The 4984-nt window shown below is 66.4% G+C and carries 4 protein-coding genes; all 4 read right to left on the reverse strand.

Going from position 1 to position 4984, the window contains the following annotated elements; translation table 11 throughout:
* Positions 1–50: 50 nt before the first annotated feature.
* Positions 51–1163: an ABC transporter permease gene (locus QRO93_RS21035; protein ID WP_008265309.1), complete on the reverse strand. Its 1113-nt coding sequence runs from the start codon at positions 1161–1163 to the stop codon at positions 51–53.
* On the reverse strand, positions 1160–2083 hold the full coding sequence (locus tag QRO93_RS21040; protein ID WP_180879807.1) for an ABC transporter ATP-binding protein: 924 nt from the start codon (positions 2081–2083) through the stop codon (positions 1160–1162). Before QRO93_RS21040 ends, QRO93_RS21035 begins: the two co-directional genes overlap by 4 nt.
* Positions 2084–2103: 20 nt before the next feature.
* Positions 2104–3060: an HlyD family secretion protein gene (locus QRO93_RS21045; protein ID WP_180879805.1), complete on the reverse strand. Its 957-nt coding sequence runs from the start codon at positions 3058–3060 to the stop codon at positions 2104–2106.
* Positions 3061–3428: 368 nt separating this feature from the next.
* Positions 3429–4984: hypothetical protein (locus QRO93_RS21050; protein ID WP_285304350.1), on the reverse strand; the 1556-nt coding region annotated here is incomplete at its 5' end.

A 4984-nucleotide genomic window follows, 5' to 3' on the forward strand; every position in this document is an offset into this window, starting at 1 on the left:
CCACCGGGCGCCACCCACCAGGGTAGATGCCGACCGTTGGTCGGCATTCCCTAATCCAATCGCTTGCGGAAGCGCAGGATCGCCAGCGTCATCATCACCACGATGAAGGCCAGCAGCGCCAGTGCGTCGTGCCACAGCTCCCACAGCGAGGCGCCGCGCAGCATGATGCCGCGCACCAGTCGCAGGAAGTGGGTCAGCGGCAGCACTTCGGCCAGCCACTGCACCGGCCGTGGCATGCCGGCGAACGGGAACATGAAGCCGGACAACAGGATCGACGGCAGGAACAGGAACAACGTCATCTGCATTGCCTGGAACTGCGAGCGCGCGCGCGTGGAGATCAACAGGCCCAGCGCCAGGTTGGCCAGCACCAGCAGCACCGCGGCCAGGTAGATGTCCAGCAGGCTGCCGCGGATCGGCACCTGGAACAGCCAGGTGCCCAGCACCAGCACCAGCGTGGTCTGCAGCAGGCCGATAGCCGCATAGGGCAGCACCTTGCCCACCATCAGTTCGCTGCGCGATACCGGCGTGGCGATCAGCAGCTCCATGTTGCCGCGCTCGCGTTCGCGCACCACCGCCACCGCCGTGAACATCACCAGGGTCATGGTCAGGATCACCCCGATCAAGCCGGGGACGATATTCACCGCAGAGCGCCGCTGCGGGTTGTAGAAGCTGGTCACGCTGACCTGCCCACTGGCGATGCTGCCTTCGCGCAGCGGTCGCGTATTGCTGGTCGGGCGCGTGTCGAGCGGCACCTGCGCCAGCTGGATCGCCGCACTCTGCACCACGGTATCGCTGCCATCGACCAGCACCTGCACCGCTTCGCGCCCATCGAAACGACGGCGCTCGAAATCGGCCGGCACCACGATGCCGACGCTGATCTCGCCGCGGCGCAGCGCCTGCATCAGCTGATCCGGGCTGTAGGCTTCGCTGCGCGGGGTGATCACACCGGTGGCGACCATGTCCTGCACCAGCGCGCGCGAGGCCGCGCTGTTCGCCTGGTCGGCCACACCCGCATCAAGATGGCGCAGGTTGAGGTTGATCGCATAGCCGAACAGCAGCAGCTGCATCACCGGAATGCCGACGATCATCGCCAGCGTGATGCGGTCGCGGCGCAGCTGGCGCAGCTCCTTGAGCATGATCGCCCACAGCCGGCGCAGGTTCATGCCGCCGGCTCCCGGCCACGACCTCGGGTGGCAGCGACGAACACGTCTTCCAGGTTCGGCGCGACCGCCTCGATATGCGCCTGTGGATCGGCACCGGCCAAGGCGCGCTGCAGCGCCGCCATGTCGGCCGCGTCTTCACTGCACAGTACGCGCAGCTGCGTGCCGATCTGCGCCACGCTCAGCACGCCGGGCAGGTCGGCCAGCGCGCGGCTGGCCTGGCGTGGCTGCGAAGAGGTGACCTGCAGCGTGCGCCCCTGCAACCGCGCACAGAGTTCGGCCGGCGTGCCATCGGCCACCAGCGCGCCGCGATCCAGGATCGCCAGACGGTGGCAGCGCTCGGCCTCGTCCATGTAGTGGGTCGACACCAGCACGGTGGTACCGGCGTCGGCCAGTTCGAACAAGGCCTCCCAGAAATCGCGGCGCGATTCCGGGTCGACCGCGCTGGTCGGCTCGTCCAGGAACAGCAGTTCGGGCGCGTGCACCACGGCACCGGCCAGGGCCAGGCGCTGCTTCTGCCCGCCGCTGAGCGTGCCGGCCAACTGCGGCTGCCGGTCCTGCAGCCGATACTGCTGCAACAGTGCATCGACGCGCTGCCGGGCCTGCGCGCGCGGCAGGTCCTGGATGGCGGCAAGGAACTCCAGGTTCTCACGCACCGACAGGTCTTCGTACAGCGAAAAGCGCTGGGTCATGTAGCCGATGCGGCGGCGCAGCGCCTCGGCCTGTTCCGGCACCGACAGGCCCAGCACCTCGAAATGCCCCGCGCTCGGCTCCAGCAGGCCGCACAGCATGCGGATCGTGGTCGACTTGCCCGAGCCGTTCGGGCCGAGGAAGCCGTAGACCTGGCCGCGAGGCACGGTCAGGTCGACATTGTCCACGGCCAGCAGGTCGCCGAAGCGGCGGGTCAGGCCCTGCGCATGCACGGCAATGTCGTCGCCGGTGTTCAGAAGCTCACCCGCACCGGCAGCCCCGCCGGGAGCTTCTGCATGTCGGTCGCCTCGTCCACTTCGATCTCGGCCAGGTAGCTCAGGCGCGCGACGTCATCGCCGGTCAGCGCGTAGTACGGGGTGAACGAGGGTTCGCTGCGGATCGAGCGCACATGCGCTTTCAGCGCCGCGCCCTGCCCTTCCAGATGCACCTGCGCGGCCTGCCCGACCTTGACCTGCAACCGTAGTGCCTGCGGCAGGTAGACGCGCGCATAGGGGCGCTCGCCGACCAGCATCACCGCAAGTGGTGCGCCGATCGGCGCCTGGTCGCCCTGCCGATAGGGCAAGGCGTCGACCACGCCATCGCGGGGGGCGCGCAGCTGCAGCTTCTGCAGGTTGACGCCCTGCACCACCTGCTGCGCCTGCGCAGCGTCCGCCGCCGCCTGGCCCTGCGCGATGTCCTGCGCGCGGCTGCCGTGCACCAGCTCCAGCCAGGCCTGCTCGGCGGCAAGCACGCTGGCTTCAGCGTTGCCGGCGGCGGCCCGTGCGCGGTCCAGCTCGGCGGCGGCGATCAGGCGCTGGCGTGCCAGCGGCTGCACCCGCCGGTAGTATGCACTGGCTTCCACCGACTCCGCGCGTAGCGCGGCCAGCTGTGCCTGGGCCTGCGCGATCTGCTCCTGCCGTGGGCCGATCTTCAGTTCTTCCAGCTGCGCCTGCGCGCGCGCGGTGTCGGCCTGTGCGGCGGCGAACTGGGCATCGCCACGGGCCGGATCCAGCTGCATCAGCACGGTGCCGGCCTTGACCGGCTGGCCTTCGCGCACCTCCACCGCTGCGATCACTTCGGCCGCCGGCGCCGGCACGGTGATCCGGTCCCATTCCAGCGTTCCCAGGGCAGTCGGTGGCGCCTGGCCACAGCCCGCCAACAGGGCGAGGCCCACCAGTCCGAACCCACGCATGCCGTTGCCCATGACCATCCCCTCCAGCGACGGCGCTACGGTGCCATCTGCCCCGTGCACCCGCGATGATGCCGATCCGCCCTGGCGGTTTTTTCACCACACCGTGGAAGGCCTTGTGCCGTCAGGGTCTGGTCCACCTATCCACAGGTTGATTCGGCATCATTCCACAGCCGGTGTGGAAAAGCGCCAAGGGGGAGGCCGGATTGCTCGCCTGGCAATGGAACGTGCGCCGGCGGCAGGATGGATCGCGCAGCGGGGTGATCACCGAAACGCTGAGCACCCCGCTGCGCGCCCGTTGTGGTGGCCTGATTGCCCAGATCGGATCCCGCTGGAGCACCGATCCCACCAGCACGGGAAGCCACAGCGGATGTGGAAAAGCTGCGACGTCAGAGCGGAGAGCCTGCGGCCAGAGGCCGGTCACGCCATCCATAGGTATCCTTGAGGAAACCACTGATCTCGTTGTTCTGGTAGACGACAACGCTACGGTCACTTTTACCGCAGTGCATCTCATCGCGTGATTCCGCGCCCGCCGCCATTTTTCCGCACACCAGCACGCGCTCGGGACGTCCTCGCCGGTCGAAGTGAAACACCCTGTAGCCTTCGCCCGACCCTTGGAGCACGCGTGCATCGAATCCGTCTGCAGCGATGGCGTCTTCCGGCATCGGTACGTCAGGATTCACCCCGCCATTGATGACCTGCACCAGGCGTCCAGCCTTATCGTAATCCTCCTGGCGATAGACCGGCCCGGAATCGCTGGCCCAGGCCCGCCGGCGCAGTGCATGGGAATCTGCTTCAAACACTTCGTGAACCCGCATCTTCTCCGCAACGCGATGACTACGGATCCGGGGATAGGTCGACAGTTGCGAGAACCCATTCATTCCCACCTCGGCGGGAATGATGACGTTGACGAAGTCGTACCGCAGGTCTGCACCCTTCACGCCCAGCCGGGTAACGGCATCGTGATAGAGAGGCTGCGCATCGGCCGGCAACAGATCCCCTTCGATGCTGTTGATCGCGTAAACCCCCAGTTGCTGATCCATCCGGGCCATCGCATAGGTCTCATATCCGTAGACGCTCCGCTCGGACGGCCTTATGTACTCCGCAACGCCGGTCCACCCGGACGTACCCCTGACCGATGCCATGACATTCCGCCCCATCGATGGCGACGGCGGCGTTGATCTGACAGAGGCATACATCCGGCCATCATCATCGAGCAGATATTGTTGCACCAGTGCGTTGCCTTGATCCATCTGATCACAGGTCAATCCCTCTCCACCTTGACGCAGACTGGCTGAAGTTGGCTGCGCCGACCATGTCGGTCGACTGTGCTTGTCATACTTCATGCAGTTCAATGTCTGGCTGAACAACATGCCATCCGATCCACGCCCGTGCTTGCGGATCTCGACAAGGCGTTCCTGGTCGTCGTAGAGATAATCACGTGCTTCGGCGAGCACGAAGTCCTTGGATATCGCCCGGAGAAGTCCGGCAGCCGCCGTTCTCGCTGAAGGATCAATCTCGACGTCGGTAGGAGGGGACAAAGGCACCTCGCGGGACACCAGGCCGGCCGCTTCGGAATTCCAGCTATCAGATCTTTGGCTCCGCCACAGCTCCTCGCGGCAGACACGCTCACCGGCCCCGCCTTCCGACTGGACGTACACAATGCTCCCACCCAGCAGCGAGAAGGGAAGCGTGCGTGAGGCCGAATTCGAACGACTGAGCCTGATCTGCGGAAGCGAGAGCCAACCATCGGCCATGGGCGATGCTTCTCTCAGCTCCGTTGCATAGTCATCGATCAGAGGGGACGTCAGAACGCTGATGTACTCCATCTTCCAAGGGGAAACCCAAGGATCGTCTGCCATCTTATCCCCGCAGGCCCAGGCCGAAGAGCTGAGCACGGCACACGCCAGCATCACGCCCCCTGCCCGCCGCCCCGCCGCTGACC

Source organism: Stenotrophomonas maltophilia group sp. Smal17, assembly GCF_030237045.1.
Taxonomy (GTDB): Bacteria; Pseudomonadota; Gammaproteobacteria; order Xanthomonadales; family Xanthomonadaceae; genus Stenotrophomonas; species Stenotrophomonas forensis.

Coding starts and splice junctions, on each gene's coding strand:
- QRO93_RS21035 (WP_008265309.1), bottom strand. CDS start 1,163: ATGAACCTGCGCCGGCTGTGGGCGATCATGCTCAAGGAGCTGCGCCAG.
- QRO93_RS21045 (WP_180879805.1), bottom strand. CDS start 3,060: ATGGTCATGGGCAACGGCATGCGTGGGTTCGGACTGGTGGGCCTCGCC.